The sequence below is a fragment of the Streptomyces sp. NPDC059355 genome (assembly GCF_042752335.1).
Classification (GTDB): Bacteria; Actinomycetota; Actinomycetes; order Streptomycetales; family Streptomycetaceae; genus Streptomyces.
This window is the reverse complement of the sequence record NZ_JBHYXN010000015.1, coordinates 120,489-144,224: the sequence shown is the minus strand read 5'-3', so window position 1 is coordinate 144,224 and position 23,736 is coordinate 120,489. Positions and strand designations below refer to the sequence as shown.

The following is a 23,736-nucleotide window of genomic DNA, read 5'->3' as shown; positions in this document are numbered from 1 at the left end:
CGGGAGGGTGCCAGCGCAATGGCCATAGAGGAATGCTGGACTTTTCTATAGGCCTCCATAGGCTGTCTATATGCTTGAGATCCGGCATCTCCAGGTGCTCCGGTCCATCGTGCGGGAAGGCTCGCTCGCGGCCGCCGCGCGTGCGCTGCACTACACGCAGCCGACGGTCACCCACCATCTGGCCGCCCTGGAGGCCCACTTCGACGCCCGGCTCGTCCGGCGCGGACCGCGCGGAGCGACTCTCACCGAGCTCGGCGAGGCCCTGTTGCCGCACGCCGAGGGCGTACTCGAACGGCTCCGGTACGCCGAGCTGGAGGTGCGCGGGCTCGCGGAGCGGGGCCTGCGCACGCTCCACATCGGCACCTTCCCGACCGCCGGCGCCCTCCTGCTCGCCCCCGCCGTCAAACGCCTCCACCGCCAAGGCGTCCACATCTCGCTCACCGAGGGCGAACTGCCCCTGCTCCTACGCGGCTTGAGGGCCCGGGAGCTGCAGGCCACGCTCGTCTTCTCGCAGCCCGGGGACCGGCTCGACCTGGACGAGGAGTTCGAGCTCCACCCCCTCCTGGCCGATCCCCTGCTCCTGGTCATGCCGCAGGACCACCCCTCCGCGGCCCTGGACCGGGTCCCGCTCACCGCGCTGCGGGACACCGAGTGGGTGGGCGCCGCCGACCCCCACGACCCGTGCGACCGCGTCCTGTCCTGGGCCTGCGCCCAACACGGGTTCGAGCCCGTCCACGCCATGCGCACCGACGACTACGCCGTGGTCCAGGGCCTGGTGGCCGCCGGCGCGGGCATCGCGCTGGTGCCGCGGCTCGCCCTCGGCACCCCCCACCCGGACCTTGCCCTGCGCCGCTTGGACGGCCCGGACCTCACGCGGGAGATCAGCGTCGTCGTCCTGCGCTCCACCGCGGCCCGCAGTGCCCAGGAGCTGGTCTCGGCGCTCCGGGAACAGGCCGCGCTGGTCACGGACGGCTGGGCCCGCGCGGACCGCGATCTCCGCAAGCCGGCCGGGCCGTTGTCAGACCCCATCGGTACGGTCGGTCCATGAGAGCTACCGGAACGTTCACCGTGACAGGGTTCGCCCCCTCCGAGCTGAAGCCCGAACCGGCCGTGGCCACCGCACTGCCGGTGGGCGTGGCGACGATGGAGAAACACTTCGAGGGAGAGGTCACGGGCCACTCGGCGACCCTCTTCACCGCCGCGTTCGACCAGACCACCGGCGTCGGCACCTACGTGGCGATGGAATCCTTCGAAGGATCGCTGCAGGGCCGGGAGGGCGCCTTCAACTTCGTGCACTCCGCGACGACGTCCGGCAGTGACCGCACCGCGGAGTTCTTCACCATCGTCCCGTCCAGCGGCACCGCCGGCCTGGCCGGGATCTCGGGCTCGGGCGGGATGGCGGTCGACGCCGACGGCACGCACCGGATCTGGTTCGACTACCTGCTCGGCTGAGCCCGGCACGGCTTCGACGGGTTCCGTGCCGGTCCGGTGGTCGCCGGCCGGGCCCGCCGGCGGTCAGCCGCGCCGCCGCCATTCCTCCGCCAGCAGGCCGTAGGAGCGGACCCGGTCCGCGTGCCGGTGCGTGATCGTCGTGATCAGCAGTTCGTCGGCGCCCGTCGCCTCCTGCAGCCGCTCCAAGTGGTCGGCGACGGTGCGGGGCGAGCCCACGAACTGCGTTTCCACCCGGTCCGCCACCAGCTTGCGGTCGTCCTCCGACCAGGGAAGGGCGCGGGCCTCGGCCGGCGTGGGATAGGGGATCGCGCCCTCGGCCGTGCGGATGCTCCGTACCCAGGGCGCGTACCCGGTGGCCAGCTCGCGGGCCGTCGCGTCGTCCTCGGCGACCACCACGTCGGCGGAGACCGTCACGTACGGCCGGTCCAGCTCCGCGGACGGCTTGAAGGCGGCTCGGTAGCCTTCGGCCGCCTCCAGCACGGTGGCCGGGCTGACGTGGTAATTCGCCGCGAAGCGCAGCCCGTTGCGGCCCGCGGTCTCCGCGCTCACCCCACCGCTGCTGCCCAGGATCCACACCTGTACGTCGGCTCCCTCACCGGGGACGGCGTGCGCCGCCACACCCTCCGGCGTCCGGTACTCGCCGCGCAGCAGCGCGAGGACGTCGTCGACCTGCTCGGAGTAGTCCTGCGGCCGCGCGCCGGGCAGGTTGAGCAGCCTCTGCTGGAGCGCCACCCGCGGATGGCCCAGCAGATGGGCGAAGGAGAACCGGTCCGGGATGCGCAGCCCGTTCGGGGTGTGGCCGTCGACGACCGGGGCGGCCGGGGGGACCGGCTCGGGCTGCGCCGCGGGCCCGCCCTCGCCCTCCGCCGGGCGGCGCCGCTGCGGCGGACCCGCCGAGCGGCCCAGGCCCAGGTCCAGGCGGCCGGGGTGCAGCGCGTCGATGAGGCCGAACTCCTCCACCGTCGACAGAGCGGTGCGGTGCCCGAGCTGGACGGCGCCGGAGCCGATCCGGATGGTGCTGGTGGCGGACGCGGTCAGCGCCAGGACCACCGCCGGGGAGGTCCCGGCGACGCCCGGATTGAGGTGGTGCTCGGCGAACCAGTAGCGCGCGTACCCGAACTCCTCGGTACGGCGGGCCAGGTCGATGCTGTTGGTGAGGGCCTCGGCGGCGGTCGAGCCGGACGGGACCGGGACGAGGTCGAGCACCCCGAGGGGGATTCCGGACATGGCCTGGCTCCTTACAGGTCGGGGAAGGACGGGTCGGGTATCTCCCGGCGCAGCACCGGGGCGATATCCGACTGGAAGAGTTCGAGCGAGGCGTGGTGCTCCGCCTCGCGGAGCCCGCCCGCCTCGGCCTGCAGGTGCAGGACGGTGTGGCCGAACTCCGCGTGGTAGCGGTGGACCTTCTCGATCACCTGCTGGGGGCTGCCGATCAGTGCCGAGCTGCGCTCTGCGAAGTCCTCCAGGGTCGCGAAGACCGGCTCCACGCCCTGCGCGCGGTGCGCCGCCAGGTACCGGGCGAAGGCCGGCCGGTACGCGGCCACGGCCTGCTGCGAGGTGCGCGCCGCGTGGTAGCCGGCCGTGCCCGCGCCGACGACGGCATGGGCCGGGTCGTGCCCGTAGTGCGCCCAGCGCTCCCGGTAATGCCGTACCAGCGCCGCGTACGGGCCGATGGGATGGGTGACGTTCGCCGAGAACAGCGGGTCCCCGTAGCGCGCCGCCAGATCCACCGACTCCCGGCTCGTCGCGCTGCCGTGCCACACGCGCAGCGTGCGCTGGTACGGCCGCGGCAGCACTTCCGCGCCGGTCAGTGCGGGGCGAAAGCGCGGCTCCGCCGTCACCTTGTCCTCGCGCCAGATCCGCCGGAACAGCTCGTAGCTCTCGGAGTTGCGCTCCCACTGGTCCTCGGGGGTCACGTGGAACAGCTCGCGCTGCGCCGTGCCGTTCCCCTTGCCGATCATCAGCTCCAAGCGGCCGTCGGAGAGGTGGTCCAGGGTCGCGTAGTCCTCGTACGCCCGCACCGGATCGAGCAGACCCAGCGTGGTGACGGCGGTGAACAGGCGGATCCGCCGGGTCAGCGCCGCGATGTGACCGAGCACGACGGGCGGCGAGGACGACAGGAACGGCCGCTCGTGGCGCTCGCCCACGCCGAACCCGTCGAAGCCGAGCTCCTCCGCGCGCAGCGCGCTCGCGACGACCTCGCGGAACCGCTCCCGGACGGGGGGTGCGGCGCCCGTCACCGGGTCCGCGTTGTCGGTGATCAGGGTGATGGCCAGGAACTTCACGAGGCCGCCGCCCGCCGGCCCGAGGCCGTCTGCGCCGCCGCGAGGCCGAGGTGGTCGCGCAGGGTGGTGCCCTCGTACTCGGTGCGGAAGACGCCGCGCTCCTGGAGCAGCGGGACGACGGTGTCGGCGAACGCGTCGAGGCCGCCCGGGGTGATGTGCGGGACCAGGATGAAGCCGTCGGCCGCGTCCGCCTGCACCAGCGTGTCGATCTGCTCGGCGACGGTCGCGGCGGAGCCGACGAAGGTCTGGCCGGAGGTGGTGGCGATGACCAGTTCCCGGATCGAGAGGCTCTTGGCCTCGGCGAGCGCGCGCCACTGCCGGGCGGTCTCCAGCGGGTCGCGGAACTGGCGCACGCTCGCCCGGCCGAGGGCGATGGTGTTCTCGCCGGTCTCCGGGTCGATGTCGGGCAGCGGGCCGTCCGGGTCGTAGCCGGACAGGTCCCGGTTCCAGACGTGTTCGAGGTACTTGATCGCGGTCTGCCCGCTGACCTGGAGGCGGCGCACCTCGTGGGCGGCCTCGCGGGCCTCGGCGTCGGTGTCGCCGAGGACGAAGGTGGCCGCGGGCAGGATCTTCAACTGGTCGTGCGCACGACCGTACTTCGCGAGGCGGCGCTTCACGTCGGCGTAGAACTCCCGGCCCTCGTCGAGGGTCCCGTACCGGCCGAAGATCGCGTCGGCGTCGGAGGCGGCGAACTCGCGGCCCTCGTCGGAGTCGCCCGCCTGGAAGATCACCGGGCGGCCCTGAGGGCTGCGCGGCACGTTGAACCGGCCCTCGATGTCGAACTGCGGGCCCTTGTGGGCGAAGGCCCCGGCCCGGGCGTCGCGCAGGAAGGTGCCGGATCCGGCGTCGGCGGCGATCTCGCCGTCTTCCCAGGAGTCGAACAGTTCGTGGGCGGTGGCCAGGAACTCCTTGGCCCGGCTGTAGCGCTCCTCACGGGGCAGGAAGCCCCCGCGCCGGAAGTTCTCGCCGGTGAAGGCGTCCCAGGAGGTGACCACGTTCCAGGCGGCCCGACCGTCCGACAGGTGGTCCAGGGAGGCGAACTGGCGGGCCACCTCGTACGGCTCGTTGAAGGTGGAGCTGATGGTGCCGGTCAGCCCGAGGCGGTCGGTGACGGCAGCGAGGGCGGCCAGCACCGTGAAGGTGTCGGGCCGGCCGACGACGTCCAAGTCGTATATCCGGCCGCCCTGTTCGCGCAGCCGCAGCCCTTCGGCGAGGAAGAGGAAGTCGAACTTGGCGCGCTGCGCGGTCCGGGCGAAGTGGACGAAGGAGTCGAAGTCGATGTGGCTGCCGGCCGCCGGGTCGCTCCAGACGGTGGTGTTGTTGACGCCCGGGAAGTGGGCCGCGAGATGGATCTGCTTGAGCGGCTTGGCGGTCATGGTGCGTCCTTCCGGAGGCGAGGCGAGGCGAGGGCGATGCGTGTGTCACGCGGCCGGGAGCGCGGCCGCCGCCGCGTAGCGGCTGGCGGGCCGGTCGAGCCCCAGCAGACCGCGCAGGGTGTCCGCCTCGTACTCCCTGCGGAACAGGCCCCGCCGCTGCAGTTCCGGCACCAGGGCGCGGGTGACGGCGGGCAGGTCGTGGGCGATGGCCGCGGGTCGCAGCAGGAAGCCCGACAGGCCCGCCTCCCGGCGCTCCTGGAGCAGATCGGCCAGCTGCCCCGCGGTACCCGTGAACACGGCGGTGTCGCCGTCGTACGGGTCGGGCGCGACCTCGTCGAGGCGGCCGCGGCGGTCGGCCGCGGCGGCGGCGCTCTCGTCGAGGAACACGGTCAGCTCCCCGAAGAGGTGCAGCGGCCGCTCGGCGAGCCCGGCCGAGGCGCGGAGTCCGCGGACGGTGGTGACGGCCGCTCGCGTCTGCGCGGTGTCGCGGGTCAGGAGGTGGCCGATGTCGGCGGACCGGGCGATGAGCCCGTACGCCGCGCTGTCGGCGGCGCGCGCGCTCACGACGGGCTGGCCCTGGGGCGGCCGCGGGGTGATCGAAGGCCCCCGGACGCTGAAGTGGCGGCCCTCGTAGTCGATGTGGTGGAGCTTGGCGCGGTCCACGAACCGGCCCGTGGCCACGTCGCGGATCTCCGCCCCGTCCTCCCAGCTGTCCCACAGGCGCCGGACGGCCTCGACGTGCTCGGCGGCCTCCTCGTGCAGCTGGTCCTCCGCGAGCGGTGCCGGGCGGCGGCCGAAGTGCCGCTCCTCGTGGGGGAGTCCGGAGATTTGTACGTGCAGGCCGGCGCGGCCGCGGCTGACGTGGTCGAGGGTGGCCACGGCCTTGGAGACGTGGAAGGGCTCGGTATGGGTCGTGGTCACGGCCCCCACCAGCCCGACGCGGCGGGTCAGCGGCGCCACCCGGGCGGCGGTGAGCACCGCGTCGAGCCGGCCGCGGACCCGGTCCGTGCGCTCGTCGTGACCGCCCGGGGAGGAGGACTGGAGGGCGAGCCCGTCCTCGAAGGTCACGAAGTCGAGCAGCCCGGCCTCGGCCTCCGCGACGAGGGCGGCCCAGTAGCGGGCGGTGAACAGCTCGGCGGGCCGGGCACCCGGCTCGCGCCAGGCGGCCGGGTGTGCGCCCGCGCCGTCCAGCGAGACGGCGAGGCGCAGCGGCGCGGAATCGGATTCGGGCATGGTGCATTACGCCTTCCTGATCGGCGTGCGGAAAAGAGGAGGCCGATGCGGGCGGGCGAATTCGACCCGTCATCAATTTCTCCCGAAAACGCTACGCCGGACGTCTGTGCCATTCAATGGCGGGAATATTAAGAGAACTTGGCGGTCGTGTTGCCCGGCCCGCCGGGCGCCCGTACGGCCATGAACGAGGGGCGCCGGCGCAGGGTGAAACCGATCGACTCGTAGAGCCGGATCGCGCCGGTGTTGCTCGCGGCCGTGTGCAGGAAGGGGGTCTCGCCCCGCTCCCGGATATCTGCCGCAACGGCGCGGACCAGCCGCGTCGCCAGGCCGCGCCCCCGGTGCCGGGGGTGGGTGCAGACCGCGCTGATCTCGGTCCAGCCGGGTGGCCGCAGCCGCTCGCCCGCCATCGCGATCAGCCGGCCCCGGTGACGGATGCCGAGGTACGTGCCCAGCTCGACGGTGCGGGGCAGGAACGGGCCGGGCTTCGTCAGCGAGATCAGGGCGAGGATCTCGGGAACGTCCGCCGGGCCCAGCCTGACGGCGTCCGGCGCGGCCTCGGCGCGCAGTGCGGTGTCGACGAGTTGGACCCCGGGGACGGCGCCGACGGTCTCCCACCCCTCGGGCGGGCTCAGCACCCCCGCCAGCGGGGCCGTCCCGCCGTGCCCGACGAGTACCCGCAGGTCGGCCCACGAGCGGGGGTCGGCCGGGTCCGCGAGGGCGGCCCAGGGGGAGACGTCCGTACGGTACCGGGCGGCGCGCGAGGTGCCGGGTCCGCTCCCGGCCGGGTGCTCGGCGAAGGCGGCGTGCGCGCCCTGCAGCGCGGCCCAGGCGGGGTTGTCGAGGACGTGCGGGCCGTGCGGGCCTTGCGGGTCCGCGGTGCCGCGGGCGCTGCCGGGACCCTCTCCGGTTTCGATTCCGGTCACGGCGTTCACGAGTTGGTCAGCGGGAGGCCGGGCGGGTTCACCTCGGAGGTGGTGACGGCCTCGTTGGAGAGGTTCCAGGCCTCCAGCAGCTTCCCGTACTGGCCCTCCTTGATCAGGTGGTTGATCGCCTCGGCCACCGGCTTCGCCAGTGCGCTGTCCTTCTTGGCGGTCGCGGCGATCAGCCCCTGGAGCGACTCGCCCGCGCCCGAGAAGGAGCCGGCGTTGCGGGTGGGCGTGCCGGTGCTCGCGGTCTGGGTGAGGTGGTAGGCGATCGACGGATTGGGCCCGAAGTTGATGTCGATCTTCTTGCCGCTCAGCGCGAGCGCGACGCTGTTGGCGTCGGGGAAGTACTTGACCGTGATGTCCTTGCCCTCGCCCTGGAGCTTCTTCTGCCACTCCAGCAGGATCTTCTCCTGGTTGGTGCCGGAGCTGACCGCCACGGTCTTGCCCGCGAGGCTGCGGTGGTCGCCCCCGAAGTTCCAGGGGTTGTCCTTGAGGACCTCGAAGGCCAGGTTGTCCTGCCGGTACGAGGCGAACTCGTACTTCTTCTTCCGCTCCTCGGTGACGGTGACGTTGGTGAACGCCACGTCGACCTTGCCGCCGTCGATGCCGAGGAAGAGGTTCTCCCAGGTGGAGTTCTTCACGACGGGCTTGAGCCCGAGCGTGGCGGCCACCAGCCGGCCGAGGTCCGGCTCCGCCCCGGTCAGTGTCCGCTGGTCGGTGCCGACGTACGCCAGCGGCGGGAACCCGGCAGGCAGCGCGCCGACCCCGATGACGAGCTCACCGCGGTCGCGGACCTCCGCCGGCAGCTGGGCGCGCAGCGATTCGACGACCGGAGTGGTCAGTTCGGCCTCCTTCGCGGCTCCGTTGGAGAGAGCGCCGACGGTGACCTTGCCGGATGGCGCGGGCCGCGTCGCCTCTGCGTCGCCGCCGCATGCCGTCAGGCCGGAGGCGAGGGCGACGGCGGCGGCCGCGGCGCCGATGCCGCGGACGAGTCCGCGACGCGGGAAGGAGGGGCGCAGCATGGTGATGGTGCCTTTCAGATCGGGGAAAAACAGGGGCGGCGGATGCGCGGCGGAGGATGCGCGCTCAGAGGACCTTGCTGAGGAACTCGCGGGTACGGGGGTGCACCGGACGGTCCAGGACCTGCTCGGGCGGTCCCTGTTCGACGATCCGGCCGTCGTGCAGGAAGACGACCTCGTCGGCCACCTCGCGGGCGAAGCCGATCTCGTGCGTGACGATGACCAGCGTCGTGCCACCGGTGGCCAGGTCCTTGATGACCGAGAGCACCTCGCCCACGAGCTCGGGGTCGAGGGCGGACGTGGGCTCGTCGAAGAGGATGACCCCCGGCCGCAGCGCGAGCGCCCTGGCGATGGCCACCCGCTGCTGCTGGCCGCCGGACAGCTGGCGCGGGTAGGCGCCGGTCCGGTCGCCGAGCCCGACCCGTTCCAGCAGCTCGCGCGCCAGTGCCTGGGCTTCGGCGCGACGCAGCCGGCCGGTGGCCACCGGGGCCGCGGCGACGTTGTCGAGCACCGTCAGGTGCGGGAAGAGGTTGAAGTTCTGGAAGACGAAGCCGATCCGGCCGCGTTGCGTGAGGATCGCCCGCTCGCTCAGTTCCCGCAGCCTGCTCCCGTGCCGCCGTACGCCGATCAGCTCGCCGCCGACGCTGACGTGGCCGGCCTCCGGCTTCTCCAGGTGGTTGACGACCCGCAGCAGCGTGGACTTGCCCGACCCCGAACGGCCCAGGACCACGGTGACCGTGCCCGGCCGTACGGTCAGGTTCACCCCGTCCAGGACCCGTCGGCCGCCGAACCACTTGTGCACGTCGTGGACCTCGATCGCGGCGGGCGGGGCCGGTGCCGTCGTGGCGGTCATCGCGCCGTCTCCTTCCGGTGGCGGCTGCGCAGCTCGCCCAGGCCCGCCCGGGCCCGCTGCAGGGGAGTGGGCGGAAGGCTGCGCAGGGCGCCGCGGGCGTAGTGCCGCTCGACGTGGTACTGCACGGCCGAGAGGATGCTGGTGAGGATCACGTACCAGACGGTCGCCACCAGCAGCAGCGGCACCACGTCCCCGGGATAGGTGCTGCCGAGGCCCTGGATCGTGCCGAACAGGTCGAGCAGGGAGACGTAGAAGACCAGCGAGGTGGCCTTCACCAGCCCGATCAGCAGGTTGACGTACGAGGGGACGATCGCGCGCAGCGCCTGGGGGAAGACGATCCGGGTGAACTGGTACCGCTTGGGCAGACCCAGCGCGGCCGCGGCCTCGTGCTGTCCCTGATCGACCGACAGCAGCCCGGCCCGGACGACCTCGGCCGCGTACGCCGCCTCGACCGCGCTCAGTCCCACGACCGCCACGACCATGTCGGTGGCCAGGCGGGACTCGTCGAAGGTGAAGAAGGCGGGACCGAAGGGCACCCCGACGCTCAGCCTGGGGTAGAGCGCGCTGAGGTTGTACAGGAAGAGCAGGACGACGATCAGCGGCACCGAGCGCAGCAGCCAGACGTACGACCAGCTCACGGAACGCAGGACCGGATTGCCGGAGAGCCGCCCGAGGGCGAGCAGAACCCCGCCCGCCAGGCCCAGGAGCGCGCTGTACGTGGCGACCTGGAGGGTGATCCACATGCCCTCCAGCACGACCGGCCGCAGGAACCAGTACGCGAACCGGTCCCACTGGTAGAAGGGGTTGGTCAGCAGCCCGTGGCCGGCCTGGGCCACCAGGACCAGCACGACGGCGCCGCCGATCCACCGCGCGGGGCGGCGCAGCGGGAGCACCCGCTCGGCCGGACCCGGTGGTTCGGGCGGGCCGGCGGGTGCGGCGCGGACAATCGATTCACTCAAGGACACGAGAGCAGCTTCGATAAGGCCGAGAATCGATGTCAACGGTCCGGATATCGATGGCCACACAAACGCGTTCGCTTTTCATACCCCGTACACAAAACGCCGACGACCGTAATGAAAGGGGGACTTCCGTTCACAGCCAGGGAATCTCGTGGGCGGCGTATCGGTAGGCCCGGAAGACGGAGTTCTGCGCCCCGGCCGAGGACTCCAGGCCCACGCCGTCGCCGAAGGAGCGGAACTGCGGGACCACGAACTCCCACACCACCTCCCCGCCCGGGGTCACCTCGAAGAGCCGCCCGAAGGAGCCCTCGGCGATGAAGGTGTTCCCGTTCGGCAGGCGCTGCGCGCTGGACATGTAGGGGCTGTAGAAGTTCTGCGGCGGGTTGTCCTCGTACGACCACACCTCCCGGCCCGTGCGCGGGTCGAGCTCCAGCACCCGCGAGTACGGCACGGACGTGGTGTCGCGGTAGGTGCCGTTGTCGAAGACCAGGACGGTGCCGCCGGGCAGCTCGTGCGGATGGTGCTGCTGCGCCAGTACGCCGGGGCCGATCAGCCACTGCACCGAGCCGTCGGCGCGGTCGATGGAAACGGTCGTCGAGGCGCTGCGGAAGCCCACCACGACCGAACCGTCGGCCCGCTCGTTGACCGTATTGGCCATCGGCCAGTGGTCTCGGGCGAAGTGGCGGTTCAGCACCACCTCCTCCGGGTCCAGGTGCTCGATCGCGGCCCAGCGCCACACCACCTCGCCGTCCCAGGTCAGCTCGTAGACGACATCGCCGTAGATCACACCGCCCGGAGCCTCCGAGCCGGGGATTCCGCCCCGGATCCGGGCCGCGTCGGCCGGGTCGAGCGGCTCGACGACGGCGAAGAGCAGGTTGCCGTTGCGCAGCACCGTGGCGTCGTGGTGGTGGAAGGGGTGCCGGGCCTCGCGCAGCACCGTGGAGTCCGGGGCCAGTTCCTGGAAGATGCCGCCGTGGTAGACGTCCCAGATCGGGAAGAGGGTGGGGCCGGTGGTGTCCTTCGCCGCGTAGAAGAGGTTGCCGTTCGGCAGGATCTGCGCCTGGCGGCCGGGCGGATGGGGGGAGTGCCAGGTGTGGGCGGTACGGCCCTCGATGTCGACGAGATGGATCTCCCCGGCGCTGGTGATGGGCGTGTAGAGCGTGTAGCCGCCGTGGCTGCGCTCGGGGTCGTGGGCGATCAGGCCGACGCCGCGGCGGCGCAGGGTGTTCTGTTCGACGGTCATGGCGATCTCCTGGAAGGGGGGAAGGGGCGGGGTCAGTGGACGGTCACGGCGGCCGGGTCGGCGGCCGAAAGGGGAGCGGGGTCCAGGTGGCTGCGGATCACGCCGCCGTCGGAGGCGCCGGGGAGCTTCTGAGCGGCCTTGGCCCAGGCGGCCTCCTGCGTCAGCTCGGCGAGCAGCTCGGGGGAGAGGGTGGCGCCGTAGGCGTAGCGGGGCTGGAAGGCGTCGACGTACGAAGCCTGCAGGGCGCCCTTGGACTGGCCGAGCACGGCCCGGCGCGCACCGGCCGGGTCGGCGGCGAGCTCGCGCTGGGCGCGCAGCAGGGCACGGACCACGGCGGCGGTGCTTGCCCCGTCCGCCGACGGGCCCGCCACCAGCAGGGTCCTGGCGGTGTATCCGGTGAAGGGCAGCTCCGCATACCGCTCGCCCAGCGCGGTGCGGGCGGCCTCGTAGAAGCTGGGGAAGGTGACTCCGGCGTCGATGTCGCCGCGGGCCAGGGCCGGTGTCACCTGGTTCGGCGCGAGGTTCACCACGGTCACGTCGCCCTCCGAGAGGCCGGCCGACGCCAGCATGCGGGACAGCGCGTACTCCACGTTGGTGCCCTGCGGGACGCCGACCTTGCGGCCTTTGAGCGCGGCGAAGCCGGTGACGCCCCGGTCGGTGCGGGTCAGCAGGCGCCAGTCGGTGAACCGGGACAGGTCGGCGACGATGCGCAGCTCGCGGCCGCCCAGTACGGCCGTCACGGCGGGCAGGTCGCCCACGACCCCGAGCTGTGCCTGGCCGCCGAGCACCGCGTTCAGGGCGTCGCGGCCGGTGGGATGGGTGGTGACGGAGGCGGTGACGCCCTCGCCCGACCACAGCCCTCGCTCCTGGGCGAGGTAGGCCGGCGCGCCGCCGAGTTGGTCGCTGGCGGCGATGGTGACGGCGGGGCGTCCGCCGCCGGCGGTCCCGGCGGCGGACCCGTCGGAGCAGGCGGTGGCGAGGGCGGAGAGCAGGGCGGCCAGGAATACGGCGGCCACCGCGCGGGGTCTGGACATGGGAGGGCGGTCCTTCCGGGAGTGGGGCAGGTCGGGGGAACGGAGGGTCATCCGGTGGGCAGGGGGTGGAGGTGACGGGCGATCAGGGCTCGTAGATCGGGGTCCGGCGGCCCGTCGGGCACGGCGTGGTCGGCCAGCACCCGGCCGGGGGTTCCGCCGAGGACGACGACGCGCTGGGCGAGGGCCAGGGCCTCGTCGATGTCGTGGGTGACGAACAGCACGGTGGCGCCCCGGCGCTGCCACAGCTCCCTCAGCAGGGCCTGCATCCGGATCCGGGTGAGGGTGTCGAGGGCTCCGAACGGTTCGTCCAGCAGCAGGACTTCGGGCTCGGCCGCCAAGGCGCGGGCGAGGGCCACCCGCTGCTGCATGCCGCCCGACAACTGGGCCGGATACTTCTCGGCACCCTCCGCGAGACCGACCTCGGCGAGCGCGGCCAGCGCGCGCCGGCGGCGCTCCGAACGGGGCAGGCCGAGCCGCTTGAGCGCGAACTCGACGTTGCCGCGGGCCGTGCGCCAGGGGAACAGGGCGTAGTGCTGGAAGACCACGCCCCGGTCCGGGCCCGGTTCGCGCACGGGGGCGGAACCCGCCGTCACCCGGCCGCCGTCCGGCACGACGAACCCGGCCACCGAGCCCAGGACGGTGGACTTGCCGCAGCCGCTGGGGCCCAGCAGGGCGGTGAACGAGCCCGCGGGCAGGTCCAGGTCCAGGGAGTCCAGTACGGGCATGCCCCCGTACCCGACGGACACCCCTTCCAGCAGTACCCGTCGGCTCATGACGCGCTCCAGTGCACGAACCGGCGGCCGATGCCGGCCAGTACCAGGTCCACGGCCACACCGAGCAGTCCGAGTACGAGCAGGCCCGCGAACATCCGGTCCACGCGCAGGAACTGGCCGTCCACCTGGAGCCGGTACGCCAGCCCGCTGTCCGCGCCGCCCAGTTCGGCCGCCACCAGGGCGAGCAGAGCCACCGAGGCGCCGTAGCGCAGTGCCGCGAGCAGGGCCGGAGCGGCGGCCGGCAGGAGCACCTCGGTGAACCGCCGGTGCAGCGGCGCCCCCAGCGTGCGGGCCGCCCGCAGGTGGGAGACGGGCACCCGGGAGACCCCGTCGTGCACGTACAGCCAGACCGCGAGCAGCACGGCGTACGCGATGAGCAGCCGCTTCGCGGTCTCGCCGATGCCGAACCAGGCCGTCGCCAGCGGCACCAGGGCGATCGCCGGGATCGGCCGGAGGAAGGAGACGAGCGGGGTGACGGCGGCCGACAGCCTCGGCAGGTGTCCGGTGGCGAAGCCGAGCGCGCTCCCGGTCACGGCACCGAGCGCGAAGCCCTGCCCCGCGCGGGCCAGGCTGGCGGCCACGTCGGAGGCGAGCAGACCGCTGCGGGCGCCGGCGAGGAGCGCGGCGGCGGTCTCGGCGGGCGTGGGCAGCAGTCCCGGGGCCACCGCGCCGGACCAGGCGGTCAGGGACCACAGGGCGAGCACCGCGCCGGCCGCACCGAGGGCGGGGCCGAGCCGGCCGCGGGCCCGACTCGCGGGTGAGGGGGTGGAGTACACGGGGTGGCTCCTCGTGGGTTCGGCGATTCATAAGCGAGGTCAATAATTGACGACGCTTATGAAGGGCGTGTTTCAGCAGTGCGAAACATCCCGGGACCCCCCGGCCCGCGATCGGGCATGCGGTACGTTCACCAGCGTGTCTCGCCCCGAACCCACACCCGAAGCGATCGAGGTCGGACGGGTGATACGCGCCTGCCGCAAGCAGCGCGGAGTCTCCATGGCCGTACTCGCCACCCGCTCGGGCCTCTCCCAGCCCTTCCTCAGCCAGCTCGAACGCGGACTCGCCACGCCCAGCCTCAGCTCGATCTACCGGATCGCCGAGGCCCTGGACGTCACGCCCGGCACCTTCCTCAGGCCGCCGGGCCGTCCCGGCACGGTCAGCCACGAGGCCGATCCGCAGGTGATCCGGGTGGACGAGACCGCCGGACAGGTCGCGCGGGTGCTCATCCCCGGCGGGCGCAGCGGGGTGATGGAGGCCTACGAGCACCACTTCGAGCCGGGACGCGGCGAACGGGGCTGGTTCCAGCACCCCGGAGAGGACTTCCTCTACGTCCTGGAGGGCGAGATCGTCCTGGAGGTCGAGGGCGAGGAGCCGCTGACCCTGCGCGCCGGCCAGAGCGCCCACCACCGCGGCGAACTCCCGCACCGCTGCCACCTGTCGGGCCCCACGGCCGCCCGTACCCTGCTGGTCATCGCGAACGCCTGACCCTCGCGCCCGCCTGGCGGACCTGCTAGGTGCGGGCGGGGTCGTCCGACTGGAGCGCGGTGCGGACGCCGGTGACGACCACGGCGATCAGGCAGAGGGCGATGACGGTCTCGGCCCACAGGAAGGCGAACCAGTCCAGCACGCAGCCGATCGGGGGTGTGCCGGGGGCGGTGTTGCGGAACGCCGCCAGGGCGAACAGGGTGGCGGCCATCCAGGCGAGCGCCGGCCAGACCAGGCCGTCGCCGCGGGTCGTCAGGTACCAGGCCCCGATGAGAACGGCCGCCGCCAGCGCCCACATCACGACCATCATGAAGACCGCGAAGACGACCAGGCTGCCCGATCGGGACAGCTCCAGCCCCACGGCGGCTTCCTGCGGATCGGGCACGGGCGTCGCGGAGACCGAGAAGAGCGTGTCGTTGTTGGAGAACAGCATCCGCACCGGGACCTGCTTGCCGTCGAGCAGTGCCCGGAACCCGATGCCGGTCTCGTAGGTGTCGAACGGGTAGTCGCTGACCGATCCGCCCGTCATCGCGACCTGTACGTCTCTGGTCGCGACCCTCTCGTGCGCCTTGAACTCCAGGTCGCCGAGGGTCGCCGCGGAGGTCTGGAGGCTGAGATCGGCCACCGGCGCGCTCTCCTCCTCCTCGCCGAGGGTCCCGAGCGGGGTGACCCGGACCCGCAGCAACAGCTCTCTGGCCGCGGCGTCGACGCTTTGGACGGTGGCCTCGACGTCCACCCTGTCGGCGGCCGAGGATCCGACCGTGTGGACCGTGTCGATCGCCTGCCGTTCGGTGAACTGCAGCCACGACCCCACGGCCACCGCCACCACGATCAGGATCGCGAGGGGAAGCAGGACCGGCAGGAGCGAGGCCCTGGAGCGGCCTTGGCGAGGCGGGTGTGAAGGTGGGGCCATGGTGACTCCGGCGAGGTGAGGTGGCCGTGGTGCGATCCTCGTCGACAGGGCCGACGATCCTCCGCATCCGGGCGCGCGTGTCGGCGGCGACGGTCGGCACCGACGGGCGGCACCCGCGGTCCCGGCCGCGCCGGGAGGCGGCGGATGCGTGCGTTGCTGATCATCGCGAAGGCGAACCAGGGGAATACGTGTGTCTTGCCGGCCGCACTTCCCGCCGTGGCATGCGGTTTCGAGGGTGCGCAGGCGGTGAACCCGAAGAGCGCCAGTGTGGAAGCCGGGTGCGGAGGTCAAGGTGCTCAAACGTTTCAACTGCGCCGCAGAGATCTGATTTGGGACATCAGGGCATGAATTTCGGTCGCACGCGGCCGAAGTGATTGCAGAGTGCACCGACCGCGCGCGAACCTCGATGTGCAACCGCGAAGGTCCTTGGTCGGCCCGTCGCGGTGCGGGTGGTCAACGTGCCCGCGGGCGCGCAGCCGCCTTTCCCGCTCGATATCCCGTGAAGGAGAGATCGTGCTCGTGAAGTCGAAAAGGTTCGTTCGATCGGCCGCCGTGGCGTTCGCCGCAGCGGCGTCACTCACCCTGACCCTCCCCGGCAACGCCTTCGCCATCGACCACGTCGAGTGCCGGGGCGGTGAGAACTTCCTGAAGATCTGGTCCCACAGCGACGGCCGGGACAGCGTGGACTGCTACGCCAACAAGGGCCGCATCGGGTTCGGGGGCTGGTGGGTGGACAGGATCTCCACCGGAAACAACGACTTGATCTACTACGACGCCAACGGTGACTCGGTGAAGATCAACCGCTGGACCGACATCACGTTCCCCAACCACCCGCCGAAGGTCAATTCCATCGAGATCCTGTGACCCCTTGAGGGCCGCCCTCGCAGGAGCCGAGCCCCCGGCCCGGCCCCTGCGAGGGCGCGGAAGCGACGGTCATCGGGCCGGAGGCACCGGGCCGGAGGTACCGGAACGCGGGCACCCCTAGGGAATGGTGGCCGTACCGGGTGCCGTCTCCGGCCAGACCAGCAGGGCGGGGCAGGGGGCGTGGTCGACGACGAATCGGCCGGTCGGCCCCAGGCTGTGGGGTCCCAGGTGGGTACGGTCGCCGTCCCGGGCGAGGATGAGCAGGTCGGCTCCTTCGGCGGCGGCCACGACTTCCCGTTCGACGCGGCCCGAGCGTTCCCGCCGGGTACACGGGCGTCCCAGCCGCTCGGCAGCGCCCGTCAAGAGCCGTTCGGCGGAGGCGGCGGCCAGGTGTTCCACGGCGGTGCCGGGATCGCGGTCGGGGCGTGCGCGGCCCAGCAGTCCGGCATAGGCGCCGTGTGCGGCGCCCGGTACCTCGTGGCCGGTGACGTGCAGGAGCACCAGTTCGGCGTCCGCAGGCGTGTGGGCGCGCGCGGCGCCGACCACGGCGGGCCAGGTGCCCTCCACGATCCAGGCGACGACGGTCACGGTCACGGGGTTCAGCCTCCGATCGCTTGGAGCGAGACCCACAGTGCCACGACCGAGAGCAGCAGGGCGGCGGGCACGGCGAGCAGGCCGAGCCGGGTGAACTCGCCCAGCTCCACATCGGTGTCGTGTTCCCGCATGATACGCCGCCACAGCAGGGTGGCCAGCGAACCGGCATAGGTGAGGTTCGGGCCGATGTTCACGCCGAGGAGCACGGCCAGGACGGCACCCGGGCCGGTGGGGGCGGTGAGCGGGAGGAGGACGAGGACGGCGGGCAGGTTGTTGATGACGTTCGCCAGTACGGCTGCCAGTGCCGCGATGGCGAGGAGGGCCGCCAGGTCGCTGCCGACGGGGACCAGGTGACCCAGGGCGTCGGCGAGGCCGTTGTCGACCACTGCGCGGACCACGATGCCCAGGGCCAGTACGAAGGCGCAGAACGGCAGGGCCGCGGCCCGGACGATCGCCGTGGGGGTGGTGCGGCGCCGGGCCAGGGCGCGGGCCGCCAGGACGGCCGCGCCCGCGGCCGCCGCCCAGGCCGGGTTGATGCCCACCGCCGAGGTCAGTACGAAGCCCGCCAGGGTGCCTGCCACGGTGAGCAGGGCGAACAGCGGCAGTTCGCGGGGCTCGTCGGTGGGCGGTGCCTCGGCGCCCGCGTCCAGGTCGGTGGCGAAGAAGCGCCGGATCACCACGTACTCGGCGCCGATCGCGACCAGCCAGGGCAACGCCATGAGGGCGGCGAAGCGGGTGAAGCTCAGGCCGCTGGCGGCGAAGGCCAGCAGGTTGGTGAGGTTGGAGACCGGCAGCAGCAGTGAGGCGGTGTTCGACAGGTGGGTGCAGGCGTAGACGTGGGGCTTCGCACGGGCGCCCAGCCGGGAGGCGGTGGCGAACACCACCGGGGTCAGCAGCACCACCGTGGCGTCCAGGCTGAGCACCGCGGTGATCAGGGAGGCCGTCACGAAGACGAGGACGAGAAGGCGCCGGGGCCGCCCGGCCGCGCGCCGGGCCATCCAGGCACCGCAGGCGTGGAACAGCCCCTCGTCGTCGCACAGCTGGGCCAGGACCAGGACGGCCGCGAGGAAGCCGATCACCGGGCCGAGCCGGGCGGCCTCGGCCGCCGCGTGGTCGAGGGAGATCGCGCCGGTGGCGATGACCACCCCGGCGGCGGGGACGGCCACGACCGCCTCCGGCCAGCCCCACGGTCGGATCACCGCGCAGGCCAGCACAGCCAGAAGCAGGGTGACGGAGAGTGCTTCCGCGAGTGAGGCGTTCAGGGTCCGAGCCTTTCCGGAGCGAATCCCGGCGCGGCGCACGACGCAGTCCGGGGCGGGTATCCGGAGTAGAAACTAGCGGTACGCCGCCGGCCCGCGTGGACCAGGTGCGGCGCGGTGGACGTGGCGGCCGGACGAGGCCCCGGCCATGATCCGCCGGACACCCCCAGGCTCCCGATCATGGGCATGGGTGAGCGGTGGACGAGGTGCGACGGGCTGCGGGGGCGGCGCCGGGGACGGCATCCGGTCGGGGCGGTGGTCGAGGCCGACGGGCCGGTCCGGCTCCCGCCCGGCCGCCGCCACCGCGGGCAGGTCCGCCACGAGACGGCGCCGGACCGGATCGTCCCCCACGGCCACCACGGCCACGGCCACGGTCCGGGCGAGGCCGGTCCCGTACCCGGCGAGCAGCGGATCGAGATCCACGGCCACGACGTCGCTGCGCCCGATCGCCCGCCCCGGTGGTTCCGGCCCGTGGCCGAGCACCGTGTGCGGCCCTGACCGCACCGACCGTCCCCGATGGCGCCCGTCGGTGCGGAACACCTCCTCGACCCGGACCTCGGACCTGACGGTGACCTGGCGATGCCTCCACGTCGCCCGCACGCTGGCGTCACCCGGCGCGTCCGCGTCCTCGGCCGGGAATACCTCGTGAGCACTCCTCGTTCCGGGGTATGGTTGAATTGTAAACAATCTTGGGAAGGGGAGTCATGCAGTTCGGGATCTTCACCGTCGGTGACGTCACGGCCGATCCGACGACCGGACGGGCGCCGGGCGAGCACGAGCGCATCAAGGCGATGCTCGCGATCGCACAGAAGGCGGAAGAGGTCGGCCTCGACGTCTTCGCGACCGGCGAGCACCACAATCCGCCGTTCGTCCCCTCCTCGCCGACGACGATGCTCGGCTACGTCGCGGCGCGCACCGAGAACCTGATCCTGTCCACGTCCACGACGCTGATCACCACGAACGACCCGGTGAAGATCGCCGAGGACTTCGCGATGCTCCAGCACGTCGCGGACGGCCGCGTCGACCTGATGATGGGCCGCGGCAACACGGGCCCGGTCTACCCCTGGTTCGGCAAGGACATCCGCGACGGCGTCGACCTCGCCATCGAGAACTACGCGCTGCTGCGCCGCCTGTGGGACGAGGACGTCGTCACCTGGAAGGGCAAGTTCCGTACGCCGCTGCAGTCCTTCACCTCCACCCCCCGCCCGCTCGACGGTGTGGCGCCCTTCGTGTGGCACGGCTCCATCCGCTCCCCGGAGATCGCCGAGCAGGCCGCCTACTACGGTGACGGCTTCTTCCACAACAACATCTTCTGGCCCGCCTCCCACACCAAGCAGATGGTCGACCTGTACCGGCAGCGCTACGCCCACTACGGCCACGGCACCCCCGAGCAGGCCATCGTCGGCCTCGGCGGCCAGGTGTTCATGCGCAGGAACTCCCAGGACGCGGTGCGCGAGTTCCGCCCGTACTTCGACAACGCGCCGGTGTACGGCCACGGCCCGTCCCTGGAGGAGTTCACCTCCCAGACCCCGCTGACCGTCGGCTCGCCGCAGCAGGTCATCGAGCGCACGCTGTCCTTCCGGGACTACGCCGGCGACTACCAGCGCCAGCTGTTCCTGATGGACCACGCGGGCCTGCCCCTGAAGACCGTCCTGGAGCAGCTCGACCTGCTCGGCGAGGAAGTCGTGCCGGTGCTGCGCAAGGAGTTCGCGAGCCTGCGCCCGGCCGGAGTGCCGGACGCCCCGACGCATTCGGCCCGTGTCGCGGCCGCCCGGGAGACCTCGAAGGAGGGGACGCAGGCATGAAGCTCGTCGTCGTATCGGCAGGACTGGGCTCGCCGTCCTCGACACGGCTGCTCGCCGACCGGCTCGCGGCCGCGACACTGCGCCATGTGGACGCCGAGACCGAAGTGATCGAGCTGCGGGACCTGGCGACGGAGATCGCCCAGCACTTCGTCACCGGATTCCCTCCCGCCCGGCTGGCCGCCGCGCTCGACGCGGTCGCCGCCGCGGACGGCCTGGTCGCCGTGACTCCCGTGTTCGCGGCGTCGTACAGCGGCCTGTTCAAATCGTTCTTCGACATCATCGACAAGGACGCCCTCACGGGGAAGCCGGTCCTCGTCGGCGCGACGGGCGGCACCGCCCGGCACTCCCTGGTCACCGAACACGCCCTGCGCCCGCTGTTCACCTACCTGCGTGCGCTCGTCGTTCCGACCGCCGTGTACGCGGCCTCGGAGGACTGGGGTGAGGAGGGCCTGGCGGGGCGGATCGCCCGCGCGGGCGGGGAGCTGGGACGCTTCCTGGAGCCCGCCGGCCGGGACGCCGACCGGGACGCCGTCACGGACGTCGACACCGCGGCCGCGATCGCACCCCGCTCTCTGACCGGGGCGATCACGTCGGTACATGCGACCGCCGGCTTCGAGGTGGTGCCGTTCGAACAACGGCTGGCCGCGCTGCGCGCCGAGTGACCGCCGCCGGGCGGCGGGGAGGCGGTAGCACTTCGCTCGCGTGTTCGACTTTCCGGCCCGGGGTCGCCCGTCCGCGTCGGCCGGCCGGCGCAGCGACAGGCGGCCGGCTGTTTTCGCCAGAGCGCCATGCCCTTATTGCATCGATATGCTGGGACATGTGATCGAGTCTGAACGGCCGCGGCTGCCTCGGCGCTACGGCCGGTGGAGGCTTGTTCGGCTGTCGCCGGTCCTCCTGACCGTCGTGATCGCCAGCCTGGCCTACGCCACTCCGCCGGAGATGGCCTTCAGCCGCCTCCTGCCCGCGGCGCCGGCCCTGGCCGCAGCCATGTGGCCGGTGCTCCCCACCGTCCTGCTCGGGACGGTCTGCCTCATACTCATGATCGGCCTCAGCTTCATTTTCCCCGATCTGGGAACGTGGTGGACCTGCGCGGGGATCGTCGCGGTCACCGTGGCCGCCGCGTACGGAAGCCATCTCCGGCTCCAGCGTGAGCGCACCCTCTTCCAGGTGCGGCTCGTCGCCGACGCGGCTCAGCAGGTGGTGCTGAGTCCCCTGCCCCGCCGCCTCGGGAACGTCGAGATCGAGTCGCTGTACCTCGCGGCCGCGGCGGAGGCCCGTATCGGCGGGGACTTCTACGAGGCGGTCGAGACGCCGTTCGGGGTCAGGCTGCTCATCGGCGACGTGCGGGGCAAGGGCCTGCCGGCGGTGGGGGCGGCGGCGGCGATCGTCAACGCCTTCCGGGAGGCGGCCTACGCCGAGGCGAACATGGTCGAGGTCGCCCGCAGGCTGGACGCCAGCAGCAACCGTTACAACGCCGCCTTTCCCGAGGGGTCGATGGAGCGCTTCGCCACCGCCCTCCTCGCCGAGATCCCGTACGAGGGCGGACGCATCGACATCCTCAACTGCGGACACCCCCCGCCACTGCTCCTGCACCGCAGGGAGCTGCGTGTCCTCGAGTCGGGCACGCCCTCGCCGCTGCTCAGCCTCGCGGAGCTGATCGGCGATCACTACAGCGTCGACACCTTCGACTTCACCCCCGGCGACCTGCTGCTCCTCTATACCGACGGGGTCGCCGAGACCCGTGCCCGCAACGGCGAGTTCTTTCCGCTGGCGGCCTGGATGGACGGACAGCCCCCGACGCCGCCCCGCGAACTGCTCACGGCTCTCCACCGCGACCTCCTCAACCACAGCAGAGGGCGCCTCGACGACGACATCGCAGCTTTGGCCGTGCGCCTGTCCGAGCCCTGAGGTGTCCCCGTGGTCGGAAGCCCGTTCATCTCGGGATAGTGAGAAGCTCTAACGAAACCTATTGCCACTCACTCGGGCGGAGTTATATCCTCTAGCGGTCGCATGATCCTCTATCGCGCGGCAGTGTCCGTACGCCCGACGTCAAGGGGAGACTCCATGTCCGGCACCCGCCGCAGCCGCACCGGCACCCAGACCGCCCTGTTCACCGTCCCGCTCGCCGTCGCCCTCCTCGGAGCCGGCGCGTTACCCGCCGGGGCAGCCGCCTCTCCCGGCCCCCGCCCCGCCACCTCCCTCACCTGCCGCGGGGCCGGGGTGGACCCCGGCGCCCGCGTCCGGTACCGGGCCGAGATCCTCGTCAACGCGCCGCTGCGCACGATCTGGAAGCTGCAGACCGACGTCGAACGCTGGCCGGCCTGGCAGGCCCCCGTGACGAGTGCGGAACGCCTCGACCTCGGCCCCCTCCGCCCGGGCTCGTCCTTCCGGTGGACCACCCCGGTACCCCCCAACCCGACTCCGGCCACCAGCCTGGAGATCACCTCGACCGTCAGGCAGCTGCGCCACCACTCCTGCATCCGCTGGACGGGCCCCGCGACCGGCGAGGGACTGCACATCGACGGAGTCCACGTGTGGAACTTCACCGAGACCCGCGGCGGCGTCCTGGTGAGCACCGAGGAGACCCACACCGGCCCCCAGGTCGACGCGGACGTCCCCACCGCGACCGCCCTCCTGCGCCAGGGACTCGAATCATGGCTGCACGACCTCAAGGCCACCGCCGAGGGGAAGCCGACGGCCGAAGGACCGGCCTAGACAGCCGCCGACCGCTCCACCGCGGTGACGACGGCGCCCGTCCCGTCCTCCGTCGCCGTGTACCGCGCGGCGGCCGTGGCCGCCTTCGCGTACGAGGGGTCCTGTACCGCCTCCGCGAGTACGTCGGCGGCCTGCCGCGGGGACAACAGGGAGAGTCCGCCAGGTCCGCGGGGAGTTCCGCGCCCGCGTCGGCGTAGGGCCACCAGGATCCGGTCACCGTCAGCCCGGCCGCCGTCAGCCCGGCCGCCCCGTCGGCCGGGCGCGGAACCAGCGCGGTGCCGAAGCCGTGCGGCGGTCAGCGCGGGCAGCTCCAGGCGTTCGCCGCAGCCGCGCCACCGCCGGCTCGAAGGCCCGGTCGGCCATGCGCAGGGCGAACCGCCCGAAAGAGCGGTTGCCGCTCCGGCCTGGCGACCGGGACCCGCCCACGGTCGGGCGGGAAGTCGCCGGTGGGCGCGGTGGGCCGGAGGTACGCGCCCAGGCTCGGTATCCCGGTGGCCTCCGTGACGTGCCGGCCGAGCGGTGGCCGTCGACAGCAGGAGCAGGTCCGCGCCCTCGGCCACAGCGTCGGCGAACCCTTCGGCCACGTGGATCACGAACGCCGCGGCCGCCCGCAGCAGTTCGCGCTTGCTCCGGATCTCGGCAATCTCGGCCGGGGAGAGGTCCGGTTCGCGGTGGAAGAGGATCTGCTGGAGCCGCGCCAGGTCTGCGTCGTCGTAGTGGCGGTGGCGGCCCGGCTGCGGTCACCGGGTGAGAGCGGTCCCACCTTGTCGCAGTGGTGCAGCGTGCGTACGGTCACCCCGGCGACGGCAGAGACCTGGCCAACGGTGTAACCCATTGACCTGCGCCCTTCGTTCGTCCACAGCCTCAAGCCTGACGCAGGGGGAGGGCCACCCGTGCGGGACGTCCGTCGCTGGCGGGCGCCCCGGCACGGCCGACGCGCGGGCCGGGCGG

The 23,736-nt window shown here is 72.5% G+C and carries 25 protein-coding genes and 1 pseudogene; 9 read left to right on the top strand and 17 right to left on the bottom strand.

The window, feature by feature from the left end; genetic code table 11:
• The first annotated feature begins 70 nt into the window (after positions 1-70).
• Together ACFXGI_RS17145 and ACFXGI_RS17140 are read left to right on the top strand one after the other, a co-directional pair.
• Complete coding sequence (locus tag ACFXGI_RS17145; protein ID WP_384706787.1) at positions 71-1,048, top strand: LysR family transcriptional regulator; 978 nt, start codon at positions 71-73, stop codon at positions 1,046-1,048.
• Entirely contained in the window at positions 1,045-1,452 is a 408-nt protein-coding gene (locus tag ACFXGI_RS17140; RefSeq protein WP_384706785.1) for a DUF3224 domain-containing protein, read from the top strand. The genes ACFXGI_RS17145 and ACFXGI_RS17140 overlap by 4 nt, the downstream gene beginning before the upstream one ends.
• Positions 1,453-1,515: 63 nt before the next feature.
• Here the strand turns inward: ACFXGI_RS17140 and ACFXGI_RS17135 are convergent, their stop codons facing one another.
• The 12 genes from ACFXGI_RS17135 to ACFXGI_RS17080 all read right to left on the bottom strand — a co-directional run bounded on the left by ACFXGI_RS17135 (position 1,516) and on the right by ACFXGI_RS17080 (position 13,929).
• Positions 1,516-2,679, bottom strand: coding sequence for an LLM class flavin-dependent oxidoreductase (locus ACFXGI_RS17135; RefSeq protein WP_384706783.1), 1,164 nt, complete (start codon positions 2,677-2,679; stop codon positions 1,516-1,518).
• A gap of 11 nt (positions 2,680-2,690) precedes the next feature.
• Positions 2,691-3,737 carry an LLM class flavin-dependent oxidoreductase gene (locus ACFXGI_RS17130; RefSeq protein WP_384706781.1) on the bottom strand — a complete coding sequence of 349 codons (1,047 nt, stop codon included), beginning with the start codon at positions 3,735-3,737 and terminating at the stop codon, positions 2,691-2,693.
• The gene (locus ACFXGI_RS17125) at positions 3,734-5,113 is read right to left on the bottom strand and encodes an NtaA/DmoA family FMN-dependent monooxygenase (protein ID WP_384706779.1); all 1,380 of its coding nucleotides are present in this window, start codon (positions 5,111-5,113) and stop codon (positions 3,734-3,736) included. Before ACFXGI_RS17125 ends, ACFXGI_RS17130 begins: the two co-directional genes overlap by 4 nt.
• Before the next feature lie 45 nt (positions 5,114-5,158).
• Positions 5,159-6,346, bottom strand: a complete 1,188-nt coding sequence (locus ACFXGI_RS17120) for an LLM class flavin-dependent oxidoreductase (protein WP_384706777.1) — start codon at positions 6,344-6,346, stop codon at positions 5,159-5,161.
• Between the two features lie 128 nt (positions 6,347-6,474).
• Positions 6,475-7,269: a GNAT family N-acetyltransferase gene (locus tag ACFXGI_RS17115; protein WP_384706775.1), complete on the bottom strand. Its 795-nt coding sequence runs from the start codon at positions 7,267-7,269 to the stop codon at positions 6,475-6,477.
• Between the two features lie 5 nt (positions 7,270-7,274).
• The gene (locus ACFXGI_RS17110) at positions 7,275-8,294 is read right to left on the bottom strand and encodes a transporter substrate-binding domain-containing protein (RefSeq protein ID WP_384706773.1); all 1,020 of its coding nucleotides are present in this window, start codon (positions 8,292-8,294) and stop codon (positions 7,275-7,277) included.
• Positions 8,295-8,358: 64 nt separating this feature from the next.
• Positions 8,359-9,144 (bottom strand): amino acid ABC transporter ATP-binding protein, encoded by a 786-nt coding sequence (locus tag ACFXGI_RS17105; RefSeq protein WP_384706771.1) that lies wholly within the window; start codon positions 9,142-9,144, stop codon positions 8,359-8,361.
• A complete protein-coding gene (locus ACFXGI_RS17100; protein ID WP_384706769.1) occupies positions 9,141-10,103 on the bottom strand; it encodes an amino acid ABC transporter permease in 963 nt (320 codons plus the stop codon). The genes ACFXGI_RS17105 and ACFXGI_RS17100 overlap by 4 nt, the downstream gene beginning before the upstream one ends.
• Before the next feature lie 133 nt (positions 10,104-10,236).
• Positions 10,237-11,346, bottom strand: coding sequence for an aryl-sulfate sulfotransferase (locus tag ACFXGI_RS17095; protein WP_384706767.1), 1,110 nt, complete (start codon positions 11,344-11,346; stop codon positions 10,237-10,239).
• 32 nt (positions 11,347-11,378) lie between these two features.
• Complete coding sequence (locus ACFXGI_RS17090; RefSeq protein ID WP_384706765.1) at positions 11,379-12,380, bottom strand: ABC transporter substrate-binding protein; 1,002 nt, start codon at positions 12,378-12,380, stop codon at positions 11,379-11,381.
• A gap of 47 nt (positions 12,381-12,427) precedes the next feature.
• On the bottom strand, positions 12,428-13,153 hold the full coding sequence (locus tag ACFXGI_RS17085) for an ABC transporter ATP-binding protein (RefSeq protein WP_384706763.1): 726 nt from the start codon (positions 13,151-13,153) through the stop codon (positions 12,428-12,430).
• Positions 13,150-13,929 carry an ABC transporter permease gene (locus ACFXGI_RS17080; RefSeq protein WP_384706761.1) on the bottom strand — a complete coding sequence of 260 codons (780 nt, stop codon included), beginning with the start codon at positions 13,927-13,929 and terminating at the stop codon, positions 13,150-13,152. The genes ACFXGI_RS17085 and ACFXGI_RS17080 overlap by 4 nt, the downstream gene beginning before the upstream one ends.
• Before the next feature lie 136 nt (positions 13,930-14,065).
• Here ACFXGI_RS17080 and ACFXGI_RS17075 point away from each other — a divergent pair, with 136 nt between their 5' ends.
• Positions 14,066-14,635 (top strand): helix-turn-helix domain-containing protein, encoded by a 570-nt coding sequence (locus ACFXGI_RS17075; RefSeq protein WP_384706759.1) that lies wholly within the window; start codon positions 14,066-14,068, stop codon positions 14,633-14,635.
• Between the two features lie 25 nt (positions 14,636-14,660).
• Here the strand turns inward: ACFXGI_RS17075 and ACFXGI_RS17070 are convergent, their stop codons facing one another.
• On the bottom strand, positions 14,661-15,548 hold the full coding sequence (locus ACFXGI_RS17070) for a DUF4436 family protein (RefSeq protein ID WP_384706757.1): 888 nt from the start codon (positions 15,546-15,548) through the stop codon (positions 14,661-14,663).
• A gap of 513 nt (positions 15,549-16,061) precedes the next feature.
• Here ACFXGI_RS17070 and ACFXGI_RS17065 point away from each other — a divergent pair.
• The gene (locus ACFXGI_RS17065; protein WP_384706755.1) at positions 16,062-16,412 is read left to right on the top strand and encodes a beta/gamma crystallin domain-containing protein; all 351 of its coding nucleotides are present in this window, start codon (positions 16,062-16,064) and stop codon (positions 16,410-16,412) included.
• 117 nt (positions 16,413-16,529) lie between these two features.
• Here the strand turns inward: ACFXGI_RS17065 and ACFXGI_RS17060 are convergent, their stop codons facing one another.
• The gene (locus ACFXGI_RS17060; protein ID WP_384706815.1) at positions 16,530-17,000 is read right to left on the bottom strand and encodes a universal stress protein; all 471 of its coding nucleotides are present in this window, start codon (positions 16,998-17,000) and stop codon (positions 16,530-16,532) included.
• Positions 17,001-17,011: 11 nt separating this feature from the next.
• Positions 17,012-18,268, bottom strand: a complete 1,257-nt coding sequence (locus tag ACFXGI_RS17055) for an SLC13 family permease (protein ID WP_384706813.1) — start codon at positions 18,266-18,268, stop codon at positions 17,012-17,014.
• Positions 18,269-18,445: 177 nt separating this feature from the next.
• On the opposite strand from ACFXGI_RS17055, the gene ACFXGI_RS17050 reads away from it, so the two are divergent.
• The 5 genes from ACFXGI_RS17050 (at position 18,446) to ACFXGI_RS17030 (ending at position 22,785) form a co-directional block, all read left to right on the top strand.
• Positions 18,446-18,763: a hypothetical protein gene (locus ACFXGI_RS17050; protein ID WP_384706753.1), complete on the top strand. Its 318-nt coding sequence runs from the start codon at positions 18,446-18,448 to the stop codon at positions 18,761-18,763.
• 206 nt (positions 18,764-18,969) lie between these two features.
• Positions 18,970-20,070 (top strand): LLM class flavin-dependent oxidoreductase, encoded by a 1,101-nt coding sequence (locus ACFXGI_RS17045; RefSeq protein WP_384706751.1) that lies wholly within the window; start codon positions 18,970-18,972, stop codon positions 20,068-20,070.
• Complete coding sequence (locus tag ACFXGI_RS17040) at positions 20,067-20,732, top strand: CE1759 family FMN reductase (protein ID WP_384706749.1); 666 nt, start codon at positions 20,067-20,069, stop codon at positions 20,730-20,732. Before ACFXGI_RS17045 ends, ACFXGI_RS17040 begins: the two co-directional genes overlap by 4 nt.
• Before the next feature lie 157 nt (positions 20,733-20,889).
• Positions 20,890-21,978, top strand: coding sequence for a PP2C family protein-serine/threonine phosphatase (locus ACFXGI_RS17035; protein WP_384706747.1), 1,089 nt, complete (start codon positions 20,890-20,892; stop codon positions 21,976-21,978).
• Between the two features lie 156 nt (positions 21,979-22,134).
• Complete coding sequence (locus tag ACFXGI_RS17030; RefSeq protein WP_384706745.1) at positions 22,135-22,785, top strand: SRPBCC family protein; 651 nt, start codon at positions 22,135-22,137, stop codon at positions 22,783-22,785.
• Here the strand turns inward: ACFXGI_RS17030 and ACFXGI_RS17025 are convergent.
• Together ACFXGI_RS17025 and ACFXGI_RS17020 are read right to left on the bottom strand one after the other, a co-directional pair.
• Positions 22,782-22,931 carry a hypothetical protein gene (locus ACFXGI_RS17025; protein WP_384706817.1) on the bottom strand — a complete coding sequence of 50 codons (150 nt, stop codon included), beginning with the start codon at positions 22,929-22,931 and terminating at the stop codon, positions 22,782-22,784. The genes ACFXGI_RS17030 and ACFXGI_RS17025 overlap by 4 nt on opposite strands.
• A 486-nt stretch (positions 22,932-23,417) precedes the next feature.
• Positions 23,418-23,620 (bottom strand): annotated as a pseudogene (locus ACFXGI_RS17020) (MerR family transcriptional regulator); the annotation flags it as partial.
• Positions 23,621-23,736: the final 116 nt, after the last annotated feature.

Excerpts from the sequence above, each read along its gene's own strand:
- ACFXGI_RS17085 (WP_384706763.1), bottom strand. The coding sequence starts at position 13,153 with ATGAGCCGACGGGTACTGCTGGAAGGGGTGTCCGTCGGGTACGGGGGC.
- ACFXGI_RS17045 (WP_384706751.1), top strand. The coding sequence starts at position 18,970 with ATGCAGTTCGGGATCTTCACCGTCGGTGACGTCACGGCCGATCCGACG.
- ACFXGI_RS17040 (WP_384706749.1), top strand. The coding sequence starts at position 20,067 with ATGAAGCTCGTCGTCGTATCGGCAGGACTGGGCTCGCCGTCCTCGACA.
- ACFXGI_RS17135 (WP_384706783.1), bottom strand. The coding sequence starts at position 2,679 with ATGTCCGGAATCCCCCTCGGGGTGCTCGACCTCGTCCCGGTCCCGTCC.
- ACFXGI_RS17145 (WP_384706787.1), top strand. The coding sequence starts at position 71 with ATGCTTGAGATCCGGCATCTCCAGGTGCTCCGGTCCATCGTGCGGGAA.
- ACFXGI_RS17110 (WP_384706773.1), bottom strand. The coding sequence starts at position 8,294 with ATGCTGCGCCCCTCCTTCCCGCGTCGCGGACTCGTCCGCGGCATCGGC.
- ACFXGI_RS17090 (WP_384706765.1), bottom strand. The coding sequence starts at position 12,380 with ATGTCCAGACCCCGCGCGGTGGCCGCCGTATTCCTGGCCGCCCTGCTC.
- ACFXGI_RS17095 (WP_384706767.1), bottom strand. The coding sequence starts at position 11,346 with ATGACCGTCGAACAGAACACCCTGCGCCGCCGCGGCGTCGGCCTGATC.
- ACFXGI_RS17140 (WP_384706785.1), top strand. The coding sequence starts at position 1,045 with ATGAGAGCTACCGGAACGTTCACCGTGACAGGGTTCGCCCCCTCCGAG.
- ACFXGI_RS17030 (WP_384706745.1), top strand. The coding sequence starts at position 22,135 with ATGTCCGGCACCCGCCGCAGCCGCACCGGCACCCAGACCGCCCTGTTC.
- ACFXGI_RS17070 (WP_384706757.1), bottom strand. The coding sequence starts at position 15,548 with ATGGCCCCACCTTCACACCCGCCTCGCCAAGGCCGCTCCAGGGCCTCG.
- ACFXGI_RS17050 (WP_384706753.1), top strand. The coding sequence starts at position 18,446 with ATGGGCATGGGTGAGCGGTGGACGAGGTGCGACGGGCTGCGGGGGCGG.
- ACFXGI_RS17105 (WP_384706771.1), bottom strand. The coding sequence starts at position 9,144 with ATGACCGCCACGACGGCACCGGCCCCGCCCGCCGCGATCGAGGTCCAC.
- ACFXGI_RS17125 (WP_384706779.1), bottom strand. The coding sequence starts at position 5,113 with ATGACCGCCAAGCCGCTCAAGCAGATCCATCTCGCGGCCCACTTCCCG.
- ACFXGI_RS17120 (WP_384706777.1), bottom strand. The coding sequence starts at position 6,346 with ATGCCCGAATCCGATTCCGCGCCGCTGCGCCTCGCCGTCTCGCTGGAC.